A 23,773-nucleotide genomic window follows, 5' to 3' on the forward strand; every position below is an offset into this window, starting at 1 on the left:
GGTCCCGCGTACGCGGGCGCTGAAGGTGCGCGCCCGGCACCGGGACCTCGTACCGGTGCCGGGCACCGGGACGTCGTACCGGCGACGCTAGCGACGCGCCGCGGCATCCGTAAGTGACGTCATGTCAACTATGAGTGACATCACGTTCCGTTTCGAGCCGGGCCAGCACCAGCCGGGCCGTCTCGGTCGGGGTGCCGCCCACCTGAACGCCGGCCGCCTCCAGGGCTTCCTTCTTGGCCTGGGCGGTGCCGGACGAGCCGGAGACGATGGCACCGGCGTGGCCCATCGTCTTGCCCTCGGGGGCGGTGAATCCTGCGATGTATCCGATGACGGGTTTGGTGACGTGGTCGCGGACGTACGCGGCCGCGCGTTCCTCGGCGTCGCCGCCGATCTCCCCTATGAGGACGATGAGTTCGGTGTCGGGGTCGTCCTGGAAGGCGGCCAGGCAGTCGATGTGGGTGGTGCCGACGACGGGGTCACCGCCGATGCCGACGCAGGTCGAGAAGCCTATGTCCCGCAGCTCGTACATGAGTTGGTAGGTGAGCGTGCCCGACTTGGAGACCAGGCCGATACGGCCGGGCTTGGTGATGTCGGCGGGGATGATGCCCGCGTTGGACTGGCCGGGGGTGATCAGGCCCGGGCAGTTGGGGCCGACGATCCGGGTGCCCTTGGCCTTCGCGTACGTGGTGAAGGCGACCGAGTCGTGGACCGGGATGCCCTCCGTGATGACCACCGCGAGGCCGATACCGGCGTCGGCGGCTTCGACAACCGCCGCCTTGGCGAAGGCCGGTGGGACGAACACGACACTGACGTCGGCGCCGGTCGCCTCGATGCCTTCGCGTACGGAGCCGAAGACGGGGACGGCGCGGTCGTCGAAGTCGACGCTCCGGCCCGCCTTGCGCGGGTTGACGCCGCCGACGACGTCGGTGCCCGCGGCGAGCATGCGCCGGGTGTGCTTCATGCCCTCGCCGCCGGTCATGCCCTGGACGAGGACCTTGCTCTCCTTGGTGAGGTAGATGGCCATGTCCTTCTCCTTCAGCCGGCGTTGGCGAACTGGGCGGCACGACGCGCCGCACCGTCCATGGTGGTGGACTGCTGGACCATGGGGTGCGCGCGGTCGTCGAGAATCGCGCGGCCGCGTACGGCGCTGTTGCCGTCGAGGCGTACGACCAGTGGTTTGGTCAACTGGACCGCGTCCAGGGCCTGCACGATGCCGTCGGCGACCGCGTCGCAGGCGGTGATGCCGCCGAAGACGTTGACGAAGACCGACTTGACGGCCGGGTCGGAGAGGATGACGGAGAGGCCGTCGGCCATGATCTGGGCGGAGGCGCCGCCGCCGATGTCGAGGAAGTTGGCGGGGCGCGCGCCGCAGCCGGCGACCACGTCGAGGGTCGACATGACGAGGCCGGCGCCGTTGCCGATGATGCCGACCTCGCCTTCCAGCTTCACGTAGTTGAGGCCCTTGGCCGCGGCGGCCGCCTCCAGCGGTTCGTCGTGCGCCGTCTCCTGCCTGCCCCAACGCGCCTGCCGGAAGCGGGCGTTGTCGTCGAGGGTGACCTTGCCGTCGAGTGCGAGGATCTGCCCCTGCGCCGTACGGACGAGGGGGTTGACCTCGACGAGTACGGCGTCCTCGCGGACGAGTACGTCCCAGAGCCTGACGAGGACGTCGACGGTCTGCGGGGGCAGCCCCGCGGCTTCGGCGATCTCGGCGGCCTTCGCCGAGGTGACACCTTCCGCCGGGTCGATGTGGATCCGGGCCACCGCGTCCGGGCGGGTGGCGGCGACCTCCTCGATGTCCATGCCACCCTCGGCCGAGGCGATCGCGAGGAAGCGGCCGGCCGCGCGGTCGAGTACGTAACTGACGTAGAACTCGCTCTCGATGTCCACCGGCTGGGCCAGCATCACCTTTCCGACGGTGTGGCCCTTGATGTCCATGCCGAGGATCTGGCGTGCCGTCAGTTCGGCGGCGGCCGGGTCGGCGGCCAGTTTCACGCCGCCCGCTTTGCCCCGTCCACCGGTCTTCACCTGCGCCTTGACGACGACGCGGCCACCCAGCCCGCGGGCGATCTCACGTGCCTCTTTGGGTGAGTCGGTGACCTCCGCCCTCGGCACCAAGATGCCGTGTTCTTCGAAGAGTTCCCTTGCCTGGTGCTCGAACAGGTCCATCTCGGCTCCCTCTTAAAAGTGCCGCACGCCCCCTGGACACCACTCACTGGATGCGGGATAACAAGCTTCATACAGTATTCGTCGACTGTATGCAATGTACCGCGACGGCATCCACGAACAGTGCGCGCACCACGTATGAGCTGCGCTTCCGCGCGCCCAATCCCCTACGAAGGGACAGGACTTCGCCATGCCCGACGACAACAGCCAGAACCTCATATCCGGTGGGCACCTGGTCGCCAAGGCACTCAAAGCGGAGGGCGTGGAGGTCATCTACACGCTCTGCGGCGGCCACATCATCGACATCTACGACGGCTGCGTCGACGAAGGCATCGAGGTCGTCGACGTACGCCACGAGCAGGTCGCCGCCCACGCCGCCGACGGTTACGCACGCATCACCGGCAAGCCCGGCTGCGCCGTCGTCACCGCCGGTCCCGGCACGACCGACGCGGTGACGGGCGTCGCCAACGCCTTCCGCGCGGAGTCCCCGATGCTGCTGATCGGCGGCCAGGGCGCCCATACGCAGCACAAGATGGGGTCGCTGCAGGACCTGCCGCACGTCGACATGATGACGCCGATCACCAAGTTCGCGGCGACCGTGCCGGACACCGCGCGGGCCGCCGACATGGTGTCCATGGCGTTCCGCGAGTGCTACCACGGGGCGCCGGGGCCGTCCTTCCTGGAGATCCCGCGCGATGTCCTGGACGCCAAGGTGCCGGTGGAGAAGGCCCGTGTCCCCGCCGCAGGCCAGTACCGGGCCTCGACCCGCTCGGCCGGTGACCCCGAGGCCATCGAGAAGCTCGCCGACCTCCTCGTGCACGCCGAGAAACCGGCGATCCTGCTGGGCAGCCAGGTGTGGACGACCCGAGGCACCGAGTCCGCCATCGACCTCGTACGCACCCTCAACATCCCCGCCTACATGAACGGCGCCGGACGCGGCACCCTGCCGCCCGGCGACCCGCACCACTTCCAGCTCTCGCGCCGGTACGCCTTCTCCAACGCCGACGTCATCGTCATCGTCGGCACCCCCTTCGACTTCCGCATGGGCTACGGCAAGCGGCTGTCGCAGAGCGCGACCGTCGTACAGATCGACCTCGACTACCGGACCGTCGGCAAGAACCGGGACATCGACCTCGGCATCGTCGGGGACCCGGGGCTCGTCCTGAAATCGGTCGCCGAGGCCGCCTCCGGGCGCCTGAACGGGGGCGCGTCGAAGCGCAAGGAGTGGCTCGACGAACTGCGCGCCGCCGAGCAGACCGCCATCGAGAAGCGGCTGCCGAGCCTGAAGTCCGACGCCTCGCCGATCCACCCGTACCGGCTGGTCAGCGAGATCAACGACTTCCTGACCGAGGACTCCATCTACATCGGGGACGGCGGCGACATCGTCACCTTCTCCGGGCAGGTCGTGCAGCCCAAGTCACCCGGGCACTGGATGGACCCGGGCCCGCTCGGCACGCTCGGGGTCGGCATCCCCTTCGTGCTGGCCGCCAAGAAGGCACGGCCCGACAAGGAGGTCGTGGCCCTCTTCGGGGACGGCGCCTTCTCCCTGACCGGCTGGGACTTCGAGACCCTCGTCCGCTACGACCTCCCCTTCGTCGGCATCGTCGGCAACAACTCCTCCATGAACCAGATCCGCTACGGCCAGGCCGCCAAGTACGGCCTGGAGCGCGAGCGGGTCGGCAACACCCTCGGCGACGTCCACTACGACAAGTTCGCCCAGATGCTGGGCGGTTACGGCGAGGAGGTCCGCGACCCCGCCGACATCGGCCCGGCCCTCCAGCGCGCCCGTGAGTCGGGCAAGCCGTCGCTCATCAACGTCTGGGTCGACCCGGACGCGTACGCCCCCGGAACCATGAACCAGACGATGTACAAGTGAGGTGGAACCGTTGACCACAACGACAGCGACGATCCCCACGGCGGCGACGCCGGCCTCGGCCAAGGCGCTCGAAGGCGTCCGTGTCCTCGACATGACGCACGTCCAGTCCGGTCCCTCCGCCACCCAGCTGCTCGCCTGGCTCGGCGCGGACGTCGTCAAACTGGAGGCGCCGACCGGGGACATCACGCGCAAGCAGCTGCGCGACCTCCCGGACGTCGACTCCCTCTACTTCACGATGCTCAACTGCAACAAGCGGAGCATCACCCTCAACACCAAGACCGAGCGCGGCAAGGAGATCCTCACCGAGCTGATCCGGCGCTCCGACGTCATGGTCGAGAACTTCGGACCGGGCGCGGTCGACCGCATGGGCTTCACCTGGGACCGCATCCAGGAGATCAATCCGCGGATCGTCTATGCCTCCATCAAGGGGTTCGGGGACGGCCCGTACACCAAGTTCAAGGCGTACGAGGTCGTCGCTCAGGCCATGGGCGGGTCGATGTCGACCACCGGCTTCGAGGACGGGCCGCCGCTGGCGACGGGAGCCCAGATCGGTGACTCGGGCACGGGCATCCACGCGGTGGCGGCGATCCTCGCCGCTCTGTTCCAGCGGGAGAACACGGGGCGCGGGCAGCGCGTGAACGTGGCGATGCAGCACGCGGTGCTGAATCTGTGCCGGGTGAAACTGCGGGACCAGCAGCGCCTCGGGCATGGGCCGCTGGCTGAATATCCCAACGACGACTTCGGCGACGAAGTTCCCAGGTCCGGAAACGCGTCCGGCGGAGGCCAGCCCGGCTGGGCCGTCAAGTGCGCGCCGGGCGGCCCCAACGACTACGTGTACGTCATCGTGCAGCCCGTCGGCTGGAAGCCGCTCTCCGAGCTGATCGGCCGGCCGGAGCTGGCGGACGACCCCGAGTGGGCGACCCCGGAGGCACGCCTGCCCCAGCTCACCAAGATGTTCCAGCTGATCGAGGAGTGGTCGGCCACGCTCCCCAAGTGGCAGGTGCTGGAGCAGCTCAACGCCCACAACATCCCGTGCGGCCCGATCCTCTCCACCAAGGAGATCATCGAGGACGAGTCGCTGGTCGCCAACGAGATGGTCGTGACGGTGCCGCACCCCGAGCGGGGCGACTTCGTGACCGTGGGCAGCCCGCTGAAGCTCTCCGACTCCCCCGTGGACGTGACCAGTTCGCCGCTGCTCGGCGAGCACAACGAAGAGGTGTACGTCGGCGAGCTCGGGCTCGGTGACGAGGAGCTGCGCCTGCTCAAGTCGAACGGAGTGATCTGATTGATGGCCGAAGACCGGGTGCTGAGGGTGCGTGCGCTCCTCGACGCCGTGCGGGCGTCAGGACGGACGGCGCTGACCGCACCCGAGGGCAAGGTGGTCGCCGACGCGTACGCGATCGCCGTCCCCGGTGAGGAACTGGCGACCGACGTCGACGAGGCGGTCGCGTACGCGGCACGCTTCGGCAGCCCCGTCGTGATGAAGATCGTCTCCCCGGACATCCTGCACAAGACCGACGCGGGCGGTGTGATCGTCGGAGTGGAGGGTGCGGCGGACGTACGCGCCGCCTTCCACAAGATCATCGAGAATGCCCGGGCCTACGACTCCCAGGCCCGCATCGAGGGCGTACAGGTGCAGGAACTGCTCCCTCAGGGGCAGGAGGTGATCGTCGGCGCGGTGACCGATCCGACGTTCGGGAAGGTCGTGGCGTTCGGTCTCGGCGGTGTGCTGGTCGAGGTTTTGAAGGACGTCACCTTCCGGCTGGCGCCCGTCGATCCGGACGAGGCGCTGTCGATGCTGGACTCGATCCGGGCCGCGGAGATCCTGCGCGGGGTCCGGGGCGCGCCCGCGGTGGACCGGTGGGCGATCGCCGAGCAGATCCGCCGGGTCTCCGAACTGGTCTCGGACTTCCCCGAGATCGCCGAGGTGGACCTGAACCCGGTGATCGCCACCCCGGAGGGCGCGGTGGCCGCGGACATCCGGGTCATCCTCGCCGAGTCGGTGCCGAAGCCCCGCCGCAAGTACGGCCGCGAGGAGATCCTCACCTCGATGCGCCGGCTGATGCAGCCGTCGTCGGTGGCCGTGATCGGCGCCTCCAACGAGCAGGGCAAGATCGGCAATTCGGTCATGCGCAACCTCATCGACGGCGGTTTCTCCGGGGAGATCCATCCGGTGAACCCCAAGGCCGATGACATTCTCGGCCGCAAGGCGTACAAGAGTGTCACCGACGTTCCCGGTGAGGTGGATGTGGCGGTCTTCGCTATCCCCGCCAAGTTCGTGGCCTCGGCCCTGGAGGAGGTGGGACGCAAGGGGATCGCCAACGCCGTGCTGATCCCCTCCGGGTTCGCGGAGACCGGTGAGCACGAGCTGCAGGACGAGATCGTGGCCATCGGCGAGCGGTACGGCGTCCGGCTGCTCGGGCCGAACATCTACGGTTACTACTCGACGTGGCAGGACCTGTGCGCCACGTTCTGCACGCCGTACGACGTGAAGGGCGGCGTCGCGCTCACGTCCCAGTCCGGTGGCATAGGGATGGCCATCCTGGGCTTCGCGCGCACTACGAAGACGGGTGTTTCCGCGATCGTGGGGCTCGGCAACAAGTCGGACCTCGACGAGGACGACCTGCTGACCTGGTTCGGCGAGGATCCCAACACCAAGTGCATCGCCATGCACCTGGAGGACCTCAAGGACGGTCGCGCCTTCGTGGAGGCCGCGCGGGCGACCGTCCCCAAGAAGCCGGTGGTCGTCCTGAAGGCGGGCCGTACGGCGGCCGGGGCCAGGGCCGCGGGCTCGCACACGGGCGCCCTCGCGGGCGACGACGCCGTGTACGAGGACATCCTGAAGCAGGCCGGCGTCATCAGGGCGCCCGGCCTGAACGAAATGCTGGAGTACGCGCGCGCGTTGCCGGTGCTGCCGACTCCGCAGGGCGACAACATCGTGATCATCACGGGCGCCGGCGGCAGTGGCGTACTGCTGTCCGACGCGGTGACCGACAACGGCCTCTCCCTGATGGAGATCCCACCGGATCTGGACGCGTCCTTCCGGAAGTTCATCCCGCCCTTCGGGGCCGCCGGCAACCCGGTGGACATCACGGGCGGCGAGCCCCCGTCGACGTACGAGGCGACGATCAGGCTCGGTCTCGAGGACCCGCGGATCCACTCGCTGGTCCTCGGCTACTGGCACACCATCGTGACCCCTCCCATGGTCTTCGCCGAGCTCACCGCGCGCGTGGTGGCCGAATTCAGGGAGCGCGGGATCGAGAAGCCCGTCGTGGCGTCGCTCGCGGGCGACGTCGAGGTCGAGGAGGCCTGCCAGTACCTCTTCGAGCACGGGGTCGTGGCCTACCCGTACACGACCGAGAAGCCGGTGGCGGTGCTCGGTGCGAAGTACCGCTGGGCGCGGGCGGCGGGGCTGCTGTGACGCGGAGTCGAGCGGCGGACCGGCCGGGGGACCGGGGGTTGTCCCCCGGGCGGGCCGCAGCCCGCTGGGCCCGGGCGGCGGGGCTGTTGGGGGGCGGTTCATGACCTGACCCGGCGAAGGGGCGGGCCGACGGTGCGCGTCGGCCCGCCCCGGGACCCGTGCGCACACGAAAGGCATTGGACAGGGGGCGCTGGCCAGATCTTTCGACGCAAGGGGTGCTACGAGACATGACAACCACCGACTTCACCACACCCGTCCCCTACAGGGAGGTGACGGACCGCAACGGCCGCCTGTACCGGATCGGTGAGACCGACCGGGACATCATGGGCCGACCACGCTGGACCATGGTGCTCTTCCCCTGGATGGGCATGCTCGGCATCAGCTCTTCGGAGTACGCGTTCACCTCCGCCGAGGACACCCTGCACGAGGCCCACCTCTGGAACAGTGGGCACATCTTCTGGCTGATGGGCGTCTGGATCTTCTTCCAGGCGGCCGTGGCCTTCCCGGCGGGCCAGCTGCGCGAGAGCGGAAGGCTGCCCGCGCGGTACGCCATGATGCTCGGCGCGTGCGGCACACTCCTGGGCTATCTCTCGCTGGCGTACGCACCACATGTGATCGTCGCCTACATAGGCTTCGGCATGTTCAGCGGCATCGGCGCCGGCCTCGTCTACGCGACCTGCGTGAACATGGTCGGCAAGTGGTATCCGGAGCGCAAGGGCGGCAAGACCGGCATGGTCAACGGCGGTTTCGCCTACGGCTCCGTGCCCTTCGTGTTCCTGTTCACCTCGTACATGGACCTGTCCAACTACGAGACCGTCCTGGTCTTCGTCGGCGTGATCTGCTGCACGGTCGTCGCGTTCGCCGGCTGGTTCTTCAAGGACCCGCCGAAGAACTGGTGGCCGGCGAACGTCGACCCGCTGAAGACGTCGACCGACCCGCGGGTCGTACGGGCACTGGCGAAGAACCCGCCTGCGGTCAAGCAGTACACACCGCGGGAGGCCGCCAGGACACCCGTGCTGTGGATGATGTGGTTCTGTCTGCTGTGCACGGCCGGCATCAACATCTTCGGCATCGCCATGCAGGTCCCGTTCGGAAAGGAGATGGGGTTCGCCGGCGGCATCGTGGCCACCGCCATGTCGCTCAAGGCCATCGTGAACGGCACCGGACGAGGTGTCATCGGCTGGATCTCGGACCGCTACGGCCGCCGGAACACCCTCGTCATCGTCTGTGTCGTGCTCGGCTGCTCGCAGTTCGGCGTGTTCTTCTCCGGGAACGTCGGCTCGATGCCGTTCTTCCTGGTCTGCTCGATGATCTCAGGCTTCGGCGGCGGCGCGATCTTCCCGCTGTTCGCGGCGATGACCGCGGACTACTTCGGTGAGAACAACAACGCCTCCAACTACGGCATGGTCTACAGCTCCAAGCTCATCTCGGGTCTCGTCGGCTCCGGCGTGGGAGCCGTCGTCGTCAGCGCCTGGGGATACGGGGGCGCCTTCGCACTGGCCGGCAGCATCGGCCTCGGCTCCGCGGTCCTTGCGCTCTTCCTCCGCGCTCCCGGCCGGCCCAACGCCAAGCACGTCGTACCCAACCCGCACCCGATCGGCGAGGAGATGGCCTGACCGGGTGCCCGCGACGCCGCATCCGTCCCCGACCTTCTAGAACCCCCACCATCCGCTTCAGGTCTTTGAGAACGACGAGAACGAACAGAACGAACAGAACGAACAGAACAACGAGAACAACGAGAACGACGGCGGTCCTCCCCACAGCGTGTGGGGAGGACCGCCCGCGGTGCGTCCGGGCTCAGTGGCGCTTCGAGCGCAGGGCTGCCAGGTTGTCGTAACTGATCTTGGCCTCGCGCAGCGACTGCGCGGGGTCGGTGGCGCTGGGCGAGTTGTCGTCCTCGACCATCGGGTTGTGGTAGTTCCGCTCCCCGACCCGCGAGAAGAACGTGGTGTAGTCGATGACCCCTGTTCCGAAGGGCACCATGTCGTAGCCCATGCCGTTGGTGGTGCTCACGACACCGTCCTTGGCGTGGAACAGCGGGTAGCGCTTGTTGTGGCGGGCGACGAGCCCCGCCGGGTCGAAGACCTTCTCGCGGGTGGAGCCGTCGTGGGCGGTGTAGGTGTGGAACTTGTACTGGGCCACGTGCGCCCAGAAGATGTCCATCTCCAGCCAGACCAGCTTCGGGTCGGTGACCTTCAGGAAGTACTCCAGCTTGCGAATGCCGGAGCTGCGGGTGGGCCGGCCCTGGGCGTCCAGCGGACCCCCGTCCAGCAGGAAGCCGTAGGCGGAGTCGTGGTTGTGCGTGTAGAGCTTGATGCCCTCGCGGCGGGCGATCCTGCCCAGCGCGTTCCACTTGTCGGCCGCCACGTCCCAGTCGGCCGGGTAGGAGCTGCCGGTGGGGTCGCCGCCGGTGCCCATGTGGTCCATGCCCAGGATGTTGGCGATCTCCAGGTGCTTCTTGAAGGTGTCCACGTCGGCGCTGGTCAGCGGCCAGGAGGACGGTATGAAGCCGTGGTTGCCCTGGGCGCGCAGCCCGTAGTCGTCGAGCCACGAGCGCAGCAGCTTGGCGCCTGCGACGGACTCCAGGCTGGCGCCGCCGGGCGCGTTGGCGTGCTGGTTGTAGCCGGCGAACTCCACCTGGCGGTATCCGTGGCGGGCCAGTTGCTTGAACACCTCGCGGAAGCCGGAGGGCAGGTCCGAGGCGAGCGGGTCGCGGGCCGTGGCGTCGCGGACGGTGTAGAGGATGATGCCGCGCTTGCCCGGCGGAACGAGGACGTGGCCGCGGCCGTGACCGTGGTCGTGGTCGTGGCCTCTGCCCCGGTCCTGGGCCAGGGCGGGTGCGGCACCCAGCACCGGGGCGGCGACCGCCCCGGCGGCGACGGCGGTGCAGGTGCTGAGGAAACGGCGGCGGTTGACGCCGAGCGCGCGACGCAGGGCGTCGCCGGATCCGGATTCGTCGTTGAACGCGGTCACGGTGTCTCTCTTTCGGTTAGGTGTCCAGCCGTGTGCGGGGTGGTGTCCCGCTGTGCGCGGGGTGGTGTGTCCAGCTGTGTGCGGGGTGGTGTCCAGCTGTGGTGGCAGGCCTCTGACCACGGCGGACATGGAGGCGTATGCCGGTTTTCCACAGGCCGAACACACTGTCGGTGCCTTGTGTTTCACTTTTCGTGTTCGCCCGTCCGGTCCTTCCCGGGTGTTGTCACCCGAGGCCGGCCAGGTCGAGCAACAGGGATTTCACATCGGTGGCCGCGACGCGGTCGCCGACAGCGCGGGGGGTGGAGCAGATGATGAGCGGACCTTCGTCGTCGCTCAGCGGGAGGCGGCCGTGGCTGCCTCGGATAGGTGAGGGATCGAGGGGCACGACCGCCATGCGGTAGCGCATGCCGAGCTTCTTGCGGGCCAGCGCGCCCGCAGCCTTGACCTTGACGTACGGGTCGAGCGGATCCATGAAGAGCTCGACCGGGTCGTAGCCGGGTTTGCGATGGATCTCGACGAGCTGCGCGAAGTCGGGCGCGCGGGCGTCGTCGAGCCAGTAGTAGTACGTGAACCAGGCGTCCGGCTCCGCGACGGCGACGAGTTCGCCGGAGCGGGGATGGTCGAGGTGATGGGTCTTCTTGCCCTCGTCGTCGAGGAGTTGCTCGATGCCGGGCAGGTCGGCGAGCGCGGCCCTGGTTGCCTCCATGTCCTCGGGTCGGCGGACGTAGACATGGGCGATCTGGTGGTCGGCGACGGCGAAGGCCCGTGAGGTCATCGGGTCGAGGTACTCCATGCCGTCCTGGGTGTGCACCTCAAGGAGTCCGGCGCGGCGCAGTGCGCGGTTGATGTCGACGGGGCGGTCCGCGCGGGTGATGCCGTACTCGGACAGGGCGACGACCGTACGGCCCTCCGCGCGGGCGTCGTCGAGCAGTGGGGCCATGGCGGCGTCCAGGTCGGCGGCCGCCTTCAGGGAGCGCGGGTCGTCGGGGCCGAAGCGCTGCAGGTCGTAGTCGAGATGAGGGAGGTAGCAGAGGGTCAGCTCAGGGTGCCGGGTGGCGATGACGTGCCGGGTGGCGTCGATGATCCACTGGCTGGAGACGAGGTCGGCGCCGGGACCCCAGAAGTGGAAGAGCGGGAACGTGCCGAATTTTTCGGTGAGTTCGTCGTGCAGGGCCGGGGGCCGGGTGTAGCAGTCGGGTTCCTTGCGGCCGTCGGCGTAGTAGACCGGACGGGGGGTGATGGTGATGTCGGTGTCGGCGCCCATGGCGTACCACCAGCAGATGTTGGCGACCGTGTAGCCGGGGTGGACGCGCCGGGCGGCGTCCCAGATCTTGTCGCCGGACACCAGGCCGTTGTGCTGGCGCCACAGGAGGACGTCGCCGAGGTCGCGGAAGTACCAACCGTTGCCGACGATGCCGTGCTCGGAGGGGTGGGCGCCGGTCAGGAACGTGGACTGGGCGGCGCAGGTGACGGCGGGCAGAACGGTCCCGAGGTGGGCCCGTGAGCCGGACTGGGCGAGGGACTTGAGGTGTGGCATGTGGTCGAGGAGACGGGGGGTGAGGCCGACGACGTCCAGGACGAGGAGCGGGGTGGGGGACGACGGGCGCGCGGCGGTGGCCGGCTCCGTCAGGGTCTCGGCTGAGGGCTCGGCCGAGGGCTCGGCCGGAATCTCATGGGTGTTCACGGCAGCTCCTTCAGGCCGAGGTCCGCCAACAGGTCGCGGGCGAGGGTGAGTTCGGCGGCGATGCCGTCGGCGAGCTGGGACCGGGCGCGGGGGCGCAGCTCCGGCGGGAGTGCCTGCCAGGTGTAGGTCTCGACCTCCAGGTGGCGGGTGAGCGGGTGCGGGCCGCCCACCAGCCGGGCCAGGGTGTCCTTGAGTACGGGCAGTGTGGAGGTGAGGGGTGCGGCGGGGGCCGCGTGCAGCGGTACGTGGAAGTGGGCGCGCCACGGGGAGGCGTCGGGCAGCGCGTCCTCCTTGAGGGCTTCGCCGAGGTCGTCGGTGCCTCGGAGCCCTGCGGCGGTGAGGGTGCGGGTCTGGTGCAGGAAGCGGGGTTCGTCGAAAGCGGCGAGTGCCTCGCGGACTTCGGGGAGGTGGGGGTGTTCGGCGTGCAGGGCGGCCGACAGCTGGGACTTGACGACGGGGACGCCGGCGGCGGCCAGCCGGTCCAGGGCGGTGTGCGGATCTTCGAAGGAGGTGGCGAGGTGGCAGGTGTCGACGCAGATGCCGATGCGGTCACGGCCGATGGCGGCGAGCGGGGCGATGGCGTCGGCCGTGGTCTCGACGGTGCAGCCGGGTTCCGGCTCCAGGCCGACGCGGATGGAGCGTCCGGTCAGCTCCTCCAGCGCGTCGAGGCGTTCGGCGAGCGTGCGCAGGGCCTTGTGTGCCACGGCGGCGCGGTCGTCGTCGTACACGGTGCGCCAGGCCAGTGGGAGCGTGGAGATGGTGCCCTCGGTGACGTCGTCGGGCAGGAGTCCGGCGAGCACACGGGCGAGGGCCGTCGTGTGGTCGAGCCGCTCGGGGTCGGCCCAGTCCGGCTTGTAGACGCGGTACTTGACCTCCTCGGCGCCGAATCCCTCGTACGGGAAGCCGTTGAGGGTGACGACTTCGAGGCCTCGGCCGTCGAGTTCCGTGCGCAGGCCGCGCAGGGCGGACGGGTCGGTGACGAGGGCGTGGGCGGCGTCCTTGGCGAGCCACAGGCCGATGCCCAGCCGGTCGCGGCCGAGCCGCTTGCGCACGGGTTCGCAGTGGTCGCGGAGCTGGGCGCGGACCCCGGCGAGGGTCTCGGCCGGGTGGACGTTGGTGCAGTAGGCGAGGTGGACGGTGGAGCCGTCGGGGTGCCGGAAGCGCATGGGTCACGCCTCCGTGGTCGCGCGGAGGGGCTGGTGGTCGGTCTGCGGGTCCGCCTGGATCCCGGCCCCGGTCGCGGTCGTGCTGTCGGGGGCCGCCTTGGGGACGCCGCGGAGGATGGAGTTGCCCTCGTGGGTGGCGTCCGTGTCGGCTATGTCGAGGTCGAGGCGCCCGCTGAGGCCGTAGAAGGCGACAGGGTTGCGCCACAGCACCTGGTCGACGTCGTCCTCGGTGAACCCGGCCTTCAGCAGGGCGTCGGCGACCTTGCGGGTCTTCAGCGGGTCGCTCTTGCCCCAGTCTGCGGCGGAGTTGACCAGTACCTTCTCCGGTCCGTACTTCTGGAGGACGGCGACCATCCGTTCCTCGTCCATCTTGGTGTCCGGATAGACGGAGAAGCCGAGCCAGCAGCCGCCGTCCTTGGCCTCCTTGACCGTGGTCTCGTTGAGGTGGTCGATCAGGACGTGGTCCGGGGGCAGTGCGGACTCCCGGACCACGTCGAGGGTGCGGCGCAGGCCCGCCAGCTTGTCGCGGTGCGGTGTGTGGACCATCGCGGGCAGGGCGTACTCGGCGGCGAGCTGGAGCTGCAGGGCCAGCGCGGTGTCCTCGGCGGGCGTCATCGAGTCGTAGCCGATCTCACCGACGGCCACCACGTGATCCTTGACGAGATACCGGGGCAGTTCGTCGAGGACGGGCACACAGCGGGGGTCGTTCGCCTCTTTGGGGTTCAGGGCGATGGTGCAGTGGTGGGCGATGCCGTACTGGGCCGCCCGGAAGGGCTCCCAGCCGAGGAGGGCGTCGAAGTAGTCGAAGAAGGAGGCGGGTGAGGTGCGCGGCTGGCCCAGCCAGAAGGCGGGTTCGACGACGGCGCGGACGCCGGCGGCGTACATGGCCTCGTAGTCGTCGGTGGTCCGTGACGTCATGTGGATGTGGGGGTCGAAGATGCGCATCAGGACTCCTTGCCGTCGGTTCCGGACGAGCCGTCGGGGGCGGTCGGGCCCTTCGGCTCGTCGGTTCCGGTGGGGGTGGCCGGGTGCCCGGTGAGGGCCAGGACGAGGTGCAGGTCATGGGGGACGGGTCGGTCCGCGGCGCTGCGCTCGTCGGCGTAGTCGCTGAGCATGCGGGCGAGTTCGGCGTCGGCGTGGGCCCGGCGCGGAAGGTCGTCCACGGCGTCCACGGGGACACCGGTGAACAGGCACTTCAGGACGGCGTGCCGCCAGTTGTGGGCGTCCAGGTGCCGGGCGGCGTACGGGCCGACGGCCGCGGCCACCAGCCGGGTGTCGTTGGTGCGCAGGGCGTCCTCGACGATCGGCAGGGCCTCGGGTCCGGTCACGAGGTGGGGCAGGGCTTCCAGGACGGCGCGGCGTTCGTCGGCGGTGCCCTGGCGGTAGACGCGGGCGAGGGTCGGGGCGTCGGCCCGGGCCGCGTACAGGAGCAGTACGCGGGCTGCCTCCGCGTACTCGGGTCCGCAGCGCCGGCCCGCCTCGGCGATCCGCAGTTCCCACACGGAGATGGGGCCGTGGGTGCCGGGGTGGGCGGCCGCCTCGTCGAGGGCCTGGTCGAGCCAGGCCCGGGCGGCGCCGCCGAGGAGGGAGTTCAGGCGGGCGTGCAGGGTGGTGAGGGCGGACGGGGTCTCCGTCGGGAGGGTGGTGCCGGCTGCGCCGGGGGCGTCGTGGAGGTCGTTCACGGGGTGCTCCCTTCGGAGACGCCTTCAAGGACGGCCTCGGAGGCGGTGGGGCCCTCACCGGGGGCGGTCGGCCGGGCGATGTCCCGGGGGACGGCGGACGAGGCGGCGTGCTGGAGGAACGGGAGGGACTGCTCAGCAAAATGAGGGCCGGCGTGGGAGTGCCGGGGCAGTTCGACGGAGACCAGGCCCTGATAGCCGGTTGCGGCGAGGGCTTCGAGTACGGGCGGGAAGCCGATCTCCCCGTCGCCGAAGGGGAGGTGTTCATGGACGCCGCGGCGCATGTCCTCGATCTGGACGTGCCTCAGCCAGGGGGCGGCGGCGCGTACGCAGTCGGCGGGTGACCGTGGTTCGAGGCACTGGCAGTGGCCTATGTCGAGGGTGAGGCCGAGGGCGTCCGGGCTGCCGAGTGCGGTGCGCAGGCGGTGGAAGTCGTCGAGGGTGGCGAGAAGGTGACCGGGTTCGGGTTCGACGGCGAGGGGGATTCCGGCGTCGGTGGCGGCGTCGAGGACGGGGGTGAGTGCCTCGGCGAGACGCTTCCAGGTGGCGTCCTCGGTGCTCTCGGTGTCCTCGGTGGCCTCGGCGGCCGTGCCGGTCGTCTCCTTCGGGGGGATGCCGCTGAAGCAGTGCACCGCGTGGGCGCCCAGGTCGCTCGCGATCCGGACGGCTCGGACGAGGAGGTCGACGCGCCGGGCTCGTTGTTCCGGGTCCGGATCGAGCAGGGACGGCCCGTGCTTGCGCCTCGGGTCGAGTACGTAGCGGGCACCGGTCTCAAGGGTGACGCCCAGGCCGAGTTCGTCCAGTCTGCGGGCGACCTTGCGGGTGCGGGCCGAGAGGTCGGGGGCGAGCGGGTCGAGGTGCATGTGGTCGAGGGTCAGCCCCACGCCGTCGTAGCCGAGGTCGGCGAGAAGGGAGAGGGCGTCGTCCAGGCGCAGGTCGGTCAGGCCGTTGGTGCCGTAGGAGAAGCGGAGGGGGTGGGGGGTCGGCCGGGCGGCGGGGTGGGGGCTCGGCTGAGGGGTCATGTCACGCTCACCTTTCGGCTGAACCTGCGGGCGGCCGGGGCGAGGGCTGCCGTCAGCAGGGCCGTGACGGGGGCTCCGGAGCGGGCGGCGAGGGCTGCCTGGAGCGGGATCATGGCTCGGATTCCACCGCCGACGGCTCTTTGTGTCAGTGGGGGTGACGGGTTGAGGGCGGCGTGGATGAGGGGGCGGGCGGAGGTGACGGCGTAGAGGGTGGTGAGTGCTCCGCTCAAGGAGGCGATGTTCAGGGTGACTCCCCTGGGCCTGGGAGGGGGGTCCCTGAAGTTGAGAGCGGTCGGCGCGTTCTCCGGTGCCCGGCCACTCGCACCGGTGGCACTCGCACCGCCGGCGGTCGAACCGGTGGGTGTCGTCCGGTCGTCGCGGGTCAGGTCGCCGCCCGTCCGGCTGTCGCGTGTCAGGGACCAGGTCAGGGCAGTCGTCGTGGCCAGGGCGGTCAGTGGGGCCCACGGGGAGCCGCCCTGGGTCTCGTGACGGGAGACCGTGGTGACGGCCAGCGTGTGGGTGGCCAGGGTCAGGGCGGACGGCACCACCTTGCGGGTGTCACCACCCGAGGCCACCCCGCCGAGGAGCAGGTCCAGGCCTCGGGCCGCGGCCATCGCCAAGGGGCCCGCGGGTGTGCGTTTGAGGACCAGGTCGTACGACCAGACCGTGGCCGCCAGAGCGCCCGCGAGCGCGAGCGGCCGACGGCCCGCGCGGGACGCCAGGGCCAGACCCGCCACGGTCAGACCCCCGGCCGCCGCGAGGGCGGCGGCCGGCTTCACGCGGCCGGAGGGCAGGGGGCGGTGCGGGCGGTCGATGGCGTCCTCGGCGCGGTCGGCCCAGTCGTTGAGGGCCATACCGGCCTCGTACAGACAGAGGGAGGAGCCGATGGCCAGCAGGGTTCGGGGGTTCGGGCGGACCCCGGCAGCGGCGGCGCCCGCGAGTGCGTCGCCGGGGACGGTGAACAGGGCGGGCAGGCGGAGGAGTTCCACCCAGGCGCGCAGCCCCGCACCCGCAGCGCGCGGCCTCGGCCTCGACCGCGGCCCCGGTTTCCGCTCCGACCTCGGCTCGGGCTCCGGCCCAACCCCCGGCTCCCGCTCCGGGATCAGCTCCGATCTCGGAATCGGGATCGGATTCGCCCCCGAGCCGTCCGGCCGCCCCGGCCCGGCAGGCCACCCGAGCCGCTCCCGCCACCCGGACACTCCGCGCGCCCCGGGCACACCGATCCTCCCGGGTACAGCACTCGCCCCGGGCTCACCCCTCCGACCGACCGCCGCACTCCGGCCGGACGCCGCACTCCGACCGGGTCGTATCAGCCCGCGCAGGCCGCTCATCGGCGCTCCCCCGTTATGCCTTCCGGGTCTGGGCCTTCCGAGGCTGTGTCTTCGGGGGTTGTGTCTTCGGGGGTTGTGCCTTGCGGGTCCCCGTGTGCCGTCCGGGGTGTCGCGGGGCCCGGGGGCTGTGCGAGTTCCCGGAGTCGTGCCGCGAAGCCGACCAGGTCCGCGAACTGCTCGCCCAGGGCCGCGGGCCCCTCCCCCACCGGGTCCTTGAAGTAGAAGCCGAGTTCGGCCACCGGGCCCGTGAGGCCGGCCTCGTGGGCGCGGGCCATCAGGCGGGCCAGGTCCAGGATCAGCGGGGCGGCGAGGGAGGAGTCGCAGCCCTGCCAGGTCGTCTGGAGGACCATGCGGGTGCCGAGGAAGCCGTCGAAGGCGATGTGGTCCCAGGCGGTCTTCCAGTCGCCGAGGGACGGTACGTCGTCGATGTGGGTCTCGCCCTGGGGGACCGTGCCCAGGGTGTCGGCGAGGACGCGTTCCTTGCCCGCGTTCTTCGCGGCCGCGGCGGCCGGGTCGGCGAGGGCCGCACCGTCACCGCCGCCCAGCAGGTTCGTACCGGACCAGGCCCGGACGGCCAGGGCGCGCTGCGCGAACATCGGGCCGAGGACCGACCGCAGCAGGGTCTGGCCGGTCTTGCCGTCCCGGCCGGCGTACGGCAGTCCTGACGCGGCAGCCGCGGGGGCGAGCAGCGGGTGGTGCAGGCCCATGGAGGGTGTGAAGTTGACGTACGGGCAGCCGGCCCGCAGCGCGGCCGCCGCGTACAGCGAGCTGGCGGGGAGGGCGGCGCCCTCGGGGACGGGTTCCGTGGAGGCCACGTTGACCACGACGGCCCGGTCCAGGCCGCTCCGGCGGACGAAGTCGCGTATGTCGTGGGCGAGGCTCTCGATCAGTTCGTCCTCGGTCCGCGTGTCGCCGGGGAGCGGGCCGCCGATCCTGATCTCCCGGTCCGCGGCGGCCAGTTCGGCGGAGACGGCCGAGGGCAGGTCGTGGGGCAGGACGCCACCGGCGGCGAGCGACTCGGCCCGTTTCGGGAGCGGGCAGTCCACCACGTCGTGGCCGCCGAAGACGAGCGACGACAGGGGAGGCAGGCCCGCCTCGCGGAAGGCGCCGGTCTCGGTCACCATGCCGGTCGGTGGATGGAGCCCGGCCGTGACGGCCGCGCAGCCCGCGACGGCGGTCGTGGCGACGGAGCCCCGCGCTCCGATCAGCCACACTCCCACCCGAGAAGGGGAAACAGACGGTTCGGCGGACATGGGCAGCCTCCCTCTCAAACGCGAACCGGGGCCGCGGTGGTGCGCGGTCCGGGAAAACCGGTGCCGGAGGGGTGAGGAGGGGTAAGACGGCGGGCGGGGGTCCGGCGTCCCCCGCCCGCCGCCGCTCAATCGCCCTGCTCGGTGGACCGCGTCGGTCGCACCGGCAGTTGCTTGATCCGGACGTCGCGGAAGGACACCTGGTCGTCGGCTCCGTGGTTCTGGATGCCGACATGGCCGTCCCGCAGGCTGCGCGCCGGATCGGTGTTGGTGTAGTCGTTGATCTGCACGCCGTTGAGCCGGACGCGGAGGCGCTCGCCCTCCACGCGGATCTCGTACGTGTTCCACTCCCCCGGCGGGTTCAGCGCACGGTCGCGCTTCTTGATGTCGGCGGACTGGAAGCTGTACACGGCCCCGGTGGTGCGGTCGGGGGCGTCGGTCGCGTCGATCTGGATCTCGTACCCGTTGTCGACGGCCGACCAGGGGTCGTCGGAGGCCGGGAAGCCCACGAACACACCGGAGTTGTCGTCCCCGGAGGCGCTCGCCATCTTCCAGTCGAGCTTCAGCGAGTACGAGCCGAACTCGGAGGCGCCGTACCAGAGCATGCCCAGGCCGCCGGACGACGTGAGTGTTCCGTCGTCCGAGAGCGAGAAGGAGCCCGGTCCCGCCTGCTTCCAGTCCGCCAGCGACTCGGCGGTCCCGTCGAAGAGGGGGGTGTACCCCTTCTCCGGGCGGCAGTCGGCCTGTGTGGCGCCGACGGCCCAGCGGATGCCGCCCAGCAGGTGCTGCCGGAAGGCGGGATCGGCGTACGACTCCTTGGTGTGGCCGCTGCCCGTGTAGAAGGAACGGCCGCCCCGGTACTCCTGGCACCAGGCGATCGGGTGGTCGCCGCTCATCGTGCCGCCGGTGTACGACGACTCGTCGAGCGAGGCCAGTACATGGGCCCGGTCACGCGGGTTGGAGCGGTAGTTGTACCACTCGTCCGTGCGGTTCCAGGACTCCCCGAGGTGCGCGGTGGCCGGGTGGGACCGGTCCTCGACCTCGACGCGGGCGGGCTGGATCGCCGGGTGCGACTGGAAGTAGGCGCCGGCGAGGCCGCCGTAGAACTCCCAGTCGTACTCGGTGTCGGCGGCGGCGTGGATGCCCACGTAACCGCCGCCGCGCCCGATGTACCCCTCGAACGCCTTCTGCTGGCCCTTGTCGAGGACGTCCCCGGTCGTGGAGAGGAACACCACGGCGTCGTACCGGGCGAGGTTTCGCACGGAGAAGGCGCGCGAGTCCTCGGTGGCGTCCACCGCGAAGCCGTTCTCGGCGCCGAGGGCCTTCACCGCCGCGATCCCCTCGGGGATCGAGTCGTGCCGGAACCCGGCGGTCTCGGAGAACACCAGGACCCGCTCGTCACCCGGGGATCCCTTCGGCTCTTTCGACCCCTTCGACGCGGCCGGTCCCGACACACACCCGATGAGCAGGGTGGCGCCGACAACCGCGGTCACGGTACGGCCGGTTGCACGCATGACAGACCTCCCTCTGCGGATCTCGACGGGTCTCAGCGGGTCGTGAAGGTGAAGTCGTCCACGTCGTACAGGGCTCCGGTGCCGCTGCCCTTGGCGACGAGGTAGAGCGTGGTCGTGCCGCGCGGCGCCTTGGACAGGGAGGCGGTGACGTCCTGGAAGGTCTCCCAGCCGCCGGTCACCGGGACGGTCGCGCTGCCCAGCAGACGGCCGGTGGGCGAACCGGCGCGGACTTCGAGCTTGCCGCCCGTGCCCGCTGACGAGACGCGTGCCGTGAGCTTGGTGGCGTTGCTCAGGACGTACGGCTCGAAGGAGATCCAGTCCTTGTTGCCGATGTCACCGACGGTCTTCGCGCCGTGCGCGCCGGTCCGCTCCGTGATGGTCACGCCCTGGGACTTGCCGAAGTGCTCGGCCTGGCGGTGCTTGGGCTGGACGACGGACTGGTCGTGCGTGGTGAGCGCCTGCTGGCCGCCGCCTCCGCCGTCGGTGTACTCCGCGTCGAAGACACCGAAGATGTTGGCGTCCTCGTCGTGGCCGCCGTCGGCGCTGGTCTGGATGGTGCCGGAGCAGCCGTTCGCCGAGGTCACCGGGTGGCCGTGGCTGTCGTGGCCGAGGACGAAGGTGACCTTCACCTTGGCGCAGTCGATGGTGCGGTCCTCCGGGTCGGTGACCTTCACCTTGAAGGGCACGGCCTCACCGAACGCGAACAGCTGGCCGTCCTGCGGGAGTTGGAGGGTCACCTTGGGCGCGGTGTTGCCGACGACGATCTGCACGCTGGAGCTGCCGGTGCGGCCGTCGGGGTCCTTCGCCGTCAGGGTCGCGGTGTACGTGCCGTTCGTCTTGTACTTGTACGTCGGGTTGGCGGAGGTGGACTTGCCGCCGTCGCCGAAGTCCCAGCTGTACGTGAGGGTGTCGCCGTCGGCGTCCGTGGAGCCGGCGGAGGAGAACTTCACCTTCAGCGGCGCCTGTCCGGACGTCTTGTCGGCGGCGGCCTGTGCGACGGGCGAGTGACCGTCGGTGGCGTTCTCGATGCGGTACAGGGCGGAGTTCTCGTCGCCGCCGAACCAGGCGAGGCCGTAGTCGAGGACGTAGAGCGCGCCGTCCGGGCCGAAGGCCATGTCCATGACCTGGGTGCCGGTCCACGGCACGTCGTTGATGGACTCGACGGTGCCGGTGCCGTCCGACGAGATCCGCTTGATCCACTGGCGGCCGAACTCTCCGGCGAAGAAGTCGCCGTCGTACGCCTCGGGGAACTTGACCGGCGAGTCGAGGGAGGCGTCGTAGTCGTAGACCGGGCCGCCCATCGGGGACTCGGAGCCGGTGCCGAACTCGGGCACGGATCCGCCGTCGTAGGGGATCCAGGCGGCCTGGGCCGGGGGCAGGTCGGTGAGACCGGTGTTGTTCGGCGAGGTGTTCTTGGGCGCGGCGCAGTCGAAGGAGGCGCCCGAGGTCTTCGTCGCGAAGTCGTAGTCCACGTAGGCGTCGTTGTCACCCGTGCAGTACGGCCAGCCGAAGTTGCCGGGCTCGGTCACGCGGGCGAACTCGACCTGTCCGGCGGGGCCGCGCGCGGGGTCGGCCGCTCCGGCGTCCGGGCCGTAGTCGCCGACGTAGAGGATGCCGGTCTTCTTGTCGACGCTGAAGCGGAACGGGTTGCGGAAGCCCATCGCGTAGATCTCGGGGCGCGTCTTGTCCGTGCCGGGTGCGAAGAGGTTGCCGTCGGGGACCGTGTACGAGCCGTCGGCGTTCACCTTGACGCGTAGGATCTTGCCGCGCAGGTCGTTGGTGTTGCCGGAGGTGCGCTGGGCGTCGAAGACGGGGTTGCGGTCGGCGCGCTCGTCGATGGGCGCGTAACCGTCCGACTGGAACGGGTTGGAGTCGTCACCGGTCGACAGGTAGAGGTTGCCGGCCGCGTCGAAGTCGATGTCACCGCCGACATGGCAGCAGATGCCGCGGGTGGCGGGGACGTCGAGGATCTTCTTCTCGCTGGCGTTGTCGAGGGTGCCGTCGGCGTTCAGGACGAAGCGGGAGAGCCGGTTGACGCCGTCGAAGGGCGCGAAGTCGGCCGCGGTGCCCGTCTCGGGGGCGTCGCCCGCCGGGGTGTCGAGCGGCGGGGCGTAGTAGAGGTAGATGAAGCGGTTGTCGGCGAAGCCGGGGTCGACGCCGACGCCCTGCAGTCCTTCCTCGTCGTGCGAGTAGACGTCGAGCTTGCCCGCCAGTTTGGTGTTGCCCGCGCTGTCGGTGAGCCGCAGTTCGCCGTCGCGCGAGGTGTGCAGCACCGAGCGGTTCGGGAGGACGGCCAGCGACATGGGCTCGCCGACCTCGGGCTCGCCCTTGGCGAGGGTGACCTGCTGGAAGTCCTCCGCGGCGACCGGTGCGGCGGGAGCCGCACCCGGGTCCGCGGTGGCCGCGCCCGCCGGGGGCGTGGCGAGGGTGAGCGAGGCACCGGCGAGGAGTGCGCCGGTGAGCAGGGCCAGCGCCTTGCGGACCCGTATTTTCGGGCGGCCTCTGCGACTTTCGGTTCGGTTGCTCTCAGCTCTGTGGCTCTCGGCTCTGTGGCTCTCGGTTCTGGTGCTGCTGGTGGGGTCGTTCGCGTGCACGGGTGCCTCCAGAATGGGGCTGGTGGTTCATGCGGGTGCGATACGCCGGGGTGCGCCGTCACCCCGGAGCGAACTCTGTGCGGGGGGTGGCTAGTCGTTGCCGCCGAAGGCCGCGTCGAAGGAGGCGGTGGGCGGTTCGAAGTCGAAGGCCTTCAGGCGGGTGAGTGCCTCGGGTGCGCCCTGGAGGCGGTCCATGCCCGCGTCCTCCCACTCGACCGAGATCGGTCCCTTGTAGTCGATGGAGCGCAGCATCCGGAACACGTCCTCCCAGGGGACGTCGCCGTGGCCGGCGGACACGAAGTCCCAGCCGCGGCGCGGGTCGCCCCAGGGGAGATGCGAGCCGAGGCGTCCGTTGCGGCCGTCGAGGCGCTTGCGCGCTTCCTTGCAGTCGACGTGGTAGATCCGGTCGCGGAAGTCCCACAGGAAGCCGACCGGGTCGAGGTCCTGCCACACGAAGTGCGACGGGTCGAAGTTCAGCCCGAAGGCCGGCCGGTGGCCGACCGCCTCCAGCGCGCGCTGGGTCGTCCAGTAGTCGTACGCGATCTCGCTGGGGTGGACCTCGTGCGCGAACCGCACGCCCTCGTTGTCGAAGACGTCGAGGATGGGGTTCCAGCGGTTGGCGAAGTCCTCGTAGCCGCGCTCGATCATCGACTCCGGGGCGGGCGGGAACATCGCGACCAGGTGCCAGATCGAGGAGCCGGTGAAGCCGATGACGGTGTCGACGCCGAAGGCCGCCGCGGCGCGCGCGGTGTCGGCTATCTCGGCCGCCGCCCGCTGCCGTACGCCCTCGGCCTCGCCGTCGCCCCAGATGCGGGCGGGGAGGATCGCCTGGTGGCGTTCGTCGATGATGGCGTCGCAGACGGCCTGGCCCACCAGGTGGTTGGAGATGGCCCAGCACTTGAGGCCGTACTTGTCGAGGAGTTCCCGCCGGGAGTCCAGGTACCCGGGGTCCGCGAGGGCCTTGTCGACCTCGAAGTGGTCTCCCCAGCAGGCGAGTTCGAGGCCTTCGTAGCCGAAGTCACGGGCGAGGCGGCAGACCTCTTCGAGGGGCAGGTCGGCCCACTGGCCGGTGAAGAGCGTGAAGGTGCGCGGCATGGGAC

The 23,773-nt window shown here is 70.3% G+C and carries 17 protein-coding genes; 4 read left to right on the forward strand and 13 right to left on the reverse strand.

Features of this window, described 5'->3' with window-relative positions; genetic code table 11:
- Positions 1 to 124: 124 nt before the first annotated feature.
- Together sucD and sucC are read right to left on the reverse strand one after the other, a co-directional pair.
- On the reverse strand, positions 125 to 1,024 hold the full coding sequence (gene sucD / locus OHS59_RS09465; RefSeq protein WP_328492934.1) for a succinate--CoA ligase subunit alpha: 900 nt from the start codon (positions 1,022 to 1,024) through the stop codon (positions 125 to 127).
- Positions 1,025 to 1,035: 11 nt separating this feature from the next.
- Positions 1,036 to 2,166: an ADP-forming succinate--CoA ligase subunit beta gene (sucC, locus tag OHS59_RS09470; protein WP_328492935.1), complete on the reverse strand. Its 1,131-nt coding sequence runs from the start codon at positions 2,164 to 2,166 to the stop codon at positions 1,036 to 1,038.
- A 187-nt stretch (positions 2,167 to 2,353) separates the two neighbouring features.
- On the opposite strand from sucC, the gene OHS59_RS09475 reads away from it, so the two are divergent.
- The 4 genes from OHS59_RS09475 (at position 2,354) to OHS59_RS09490 (ending at position 9,076) form a co-directional block, all read left to right on the forward strand.
- Positions 2,354 to 4,039, forward strand: a complete 1,686-nt coding sequence (locus OHS59_RS09475; protein ID WP_328492936.1) for a thiamine pyrophosphate-binding protein — start codon at positions 2,354 to 2,356, stop codon at positions 4,037 to 4,039.
- Between the two features lies 1 nt (position 4,040).
- Positions 4,041 to 5,324 carry a formyl-CoA transferase gene (gene frc, locus OHS59_RS09480; RefSeq protein ID WP_443061409.1) on the forward strand — a complete coding sequence of 428 codons (1,284 nt, stop codon included), beginning with the start codon at positions 4,041 to 4,043 and terminating at the stop codon, positions 5,322 to 5,324.
- Between the two features lie 3 nt (positions 5,325 to 5,327).
- Positions 5,328 to 7,460, forward strand: a complete 2,133-nt coding sequence (locus OHS59_RS09485; RefSeq protein ID WP_328492938.1) for an acetate--CoA ligase family protein — start codon at positions 5,328 to 5,330, stop codon at positions 7,458 to 7,460.
- A gap of 227 nt (positions 7,461 to 7,687) precedes the next feature.
- Positions 7,688 to 9,076, forward strand: coding sequence for an OFA family MFS transporter (locus OHS59_RS09490; protein ID WP_328492939.1), 1,389 nt, complete (start codon positions 7,688 to 7,690; stop codon positions 9,074 to 9,076).
- Between the two features lie 181 nt (positions 9,077 to 9,257).
- Here OHS59_RS09490 and OHS59_RS09495 read toward each other — a convergent pair whose 3' ends face one another.
- The 11 genes from OHS59_RS09495 to OHS59_RS09545 all read right to left on the reverse strand — a co-directional run bounded on the left by OHS59_RS09495 (position 9,258) and on the right by OHS59_RS09545 (position 23,768).
- Complete coding sequence (locus tag OHS59_RS09495) at positions 9,258 to 10,433, reverse strand: sugar phosphate isomerase/epimerase family protein (protein ID WP_328492940.1); 1,176 nt, start codon at positions 10,431 to 10,433, stop codon at positions 9,258 to 9,260.
- Positions 10,434 to 10,656: 223 nt separating this feature from the next.
- On the reverse strand, positions 10,657 to 12,063 hold the full coding sequence (locus OHS59_RS09500; RefSeq protein WP_328499141.1) for a nucleotide pyrophosphatase/phosphodiesterase family protein: 1,407 nt from the start codon (positions 12,061 to 12,063) through the stop codon (positions 10,657 to 10,659).
- 50 nt (positions 12,064 to 12,113) lie between these two features.
- Positions 12,114 to 13,283: a metabolite traffic protein EboE gene (gene eboE, locus OHS59_RS09505; protein WP_328492941.1), complete on the reverse strand. Its 1,170-nt coding sequence runs from the start codon at positions 13,281 to 13,283 to the stop codon at positions 12,114 to 12,116.
- A gap of 3 nt (positions 13,284 to 13,286) precedes the next feature.
- Entirely contained in the window at positions 13,287 to 14,228 is a 942-nt protein-coding gene (locus tag OHS59_RS09510; RefSeq protein ID WP_328492942.1) for a TatD family hydrolase, read from the reverse strand.
- Entirely contained in the window at positions 14,228 to 14,965 is a 738-nt protein-coding gene (locus OHS59_RS09515) for an EboA domain-containing protein (RefSeq protein ID WP_328492943.1), read from the reverse strand. Before OHS59_RS09515 ends, OHS59_RS09510 begins: the two co-directional genes overlap by 1 nt.
- Positions 14,962 to 15,984 carry a sugar phosphate isomerase/epimerase family protein gene (locus tag OHS59_RS09520; RefSeq protein ID WP_328492944.1) on the reverse strand — a complete coding sequence of 341 codons (1,023 nt, stop codon included), beginning with the start codon at positions 15,982 to 15,984 and terminating at the stop codon, positions 14,962 to 14,964. The genes OHS59_RS09515 and OHS59_RS09520 overlap by 4 nt, the downstream gene beginning before the upstream one ends.
- Positions 15,981 to 16,973 (reverse strand): SCO3242 family prenyltransferase, encoded by a 993-nt coding sequence (locus OHS59_RS09525; protein ID WP_443061410.1) that lies wholly within the window; start codon positions 16,971 to 16,973, stop codon positions 15,981 to 15,983. Before OHS59_RS09525 ends, OHS59_RS09520 begins: the two co-directional genes overlap by 4 nt.
- Before the next feature lie 338 nt (positions 16,974 to 17,311).
- A complete protein-coding gene (locus tag OHS59_RS09530) occupies positions 17,312 to 18,568 on the reverse strand; it encodes an inositol-3-phosphate synthase (RefSeq protein ID WP_328492945.1) in 1,257 nt (418 codons plus the stop codon).
- Positions 18,569 to 18,693: 125 nt separating this feature from the next.
- Positions 18,694 to 20,079: a ThuA domain-containing protein gene (locus tag OHS59_RS09535; protein WP_328492946.1), complete on the reverse strand. Its 1,386-nt coding sequence runs from the start codon at positions 20,077 to 20,079 to the stop codon at positions 18,694 to 18,696.
- A 32-nt stretch (positions 20,080 to 20,111) separates the two neighbouring features.
- Complete coding sequence (locus OHS59_RS09540; RefSeq protein WP_443061411.1) at positions 20,112 to 22,673, reverse strand: PQQ-dependent sugar dehydrogenase; 2,562 nt, start codon at positions 22,671 to 22,673, stop codon at positions 20,112 to 20,114.
- 90 nt (positions 22,674 to 22,763) lie between these two features.
- On the reverse strand, positions 22,764 to 23,768 hold the full coding sequence (locus OHS59_RS09545) for a sugar phosphate isomerase/epimerase family protein (RefSeq protein ID WP_328492947.1): 1,005 nt from the start codon (positions 23,766 to 23,768) through the stop codon (positions 22,764 to 22,766).
- Positions 23,769 to 23,773: the final 5 nt, after the last annotated feature.

The sequence above is a fragment of the Streptomyces sp. NBC_00414 genome (assembly GCF_036038375.1).
Lineage (GTDB): Bacteria > Actinomycetota > Actinomycetes > Streptomycetales > Streptomycetaceae > Streptomyces.

Excerpts from the sequence above, each read along its gene's own strand:
- OHS59_RS09485 (WP_328492938.1), top strand. The coding sequence starts at position 5,328 with ATGGCCGAAGACCGGGTGCTGAGGGTGCGTGCGCTCCTCGACGCCGTG.
- OHS59_RS09520 (WP_328492944.1), bottom strand. The coding sequence starts at position 15,984 with ATGACCCCTCAGCCGAGCCCCCACCCCGCCGCCCGGCCGACCCCCCAC.
- OHS59_RS09490 (WP_328492939.1), top strand. The coding sequence starts at position 7,688 with ATGACAACCACCGACTTCACCACACCCGTCCCCTACAGGGAGGTGACG.
- OHS59_RS09545 (WP_328492947.1), bottom strand. The coding sequence starts at position 23,768 with ATGCCGCGCACCTTCACGCTCTTCACCGGCCAGTGGGCCGACCTGCCC.
- OHS59_RS09535 (WP_328492946.1), bottom strand. The coding sequence starts at position 20,079 with ATGCGTGCAACCGGCCGTACCGTGACCGCGGTTGTCGGCGCCACCCTG.
- OHS59_RS09475 (WP_328492936.1), top strand. The coding sequence starts at position 2,354 with ATGCCCGACGACAACAGCCAGAACCTCATATCCGGTGGGCACCTGGTC.
- sucD (WP_328492934.1), bottom strand. The coding sequence starts at position 1,024 with ATGGCCATCTACCTCACCAAGGAGAGCAAGGTCCTCGTCCAGGGCATG.
- eboE (WP_328492941.1), bottom strand. The coding sequence starts at position 13,283 with ATGCGCTTCCGGCACCCCGACGGCTCCACCGTCCACCTCGCCTACTGC.
- OHS59_RS09530 (WP_328492945.1), bottom strand. The coding sequence starts at position 18,568 with ATGTCCGCCGAACCGTCTGTTTCCCCTTCTCGGGTGGGAGTGTGGCTG.
- sucC (WP_328492935.1), bottom strand. The coding sequence starts at position 2,166 with ATGGACCTGTTCGAGCACCAGGCAAGGGAACTCTTCGAAGAACACGGC.
- OHS59_RS09510 (WP_328492942.1), bottom strand. The coding sequence starts at position 14,228 with ATGCGCATCTTCGACCCCCACATCCACATGACGTCACGGACCACCGAC.